The organism is Thiocapsa sp. (assembly GCF_011390875.1).
In the GTDB taxonomy this organism is placed as follows: Bacteria; Pseudomonadota; Gammaproteobacteria; order Chromatiales; family Chromatiaceae; genus Thiocapsa.
Genome location: NZ_JAABRP010000309.1, coordinates 1 through 241 on the forward strand (window position 1 = coordinate 1; position 241 = coordinate 241).

The following is a 241-nucleotide window of genomic DNA, read 5'->3' on the forward strand; positions in this document are numbered from 1 at the left end:
AAGCGTTGCGGCGAGTGCGGAGCGACGCGACAGCGTTCAGGCCACGGCCCTGATCGAAAAGGCCGAGCGCCTGATGGAGACCGCCAATGCGGAGGACCGCGAAGACCTGGTGAACCTCATCGAGACCCTTCGCGACGCGGTCGCGGCGCATGACGATGTCGCCATCCACGAGGCGATGGATGGGCTCTCCGATCTGATCTTCTATCTGGAATCCTGATCCGGGCGCGGCGAGTCGTATGGA

Annotated in this window: 1 pseudogene; it reads left to right on the forward strand. The window is 63.9% G+C overall.

Annotated elements, in window-relative coordinates:
* Positions 1-217 (forward strand): annotated as a pseudogene (locus tag GPT33_RS17550) (heat-shock protein Hsp70); the annotation flags it as partial.
* Positions 218-241 lie beyond the last annotated feature (24 nt).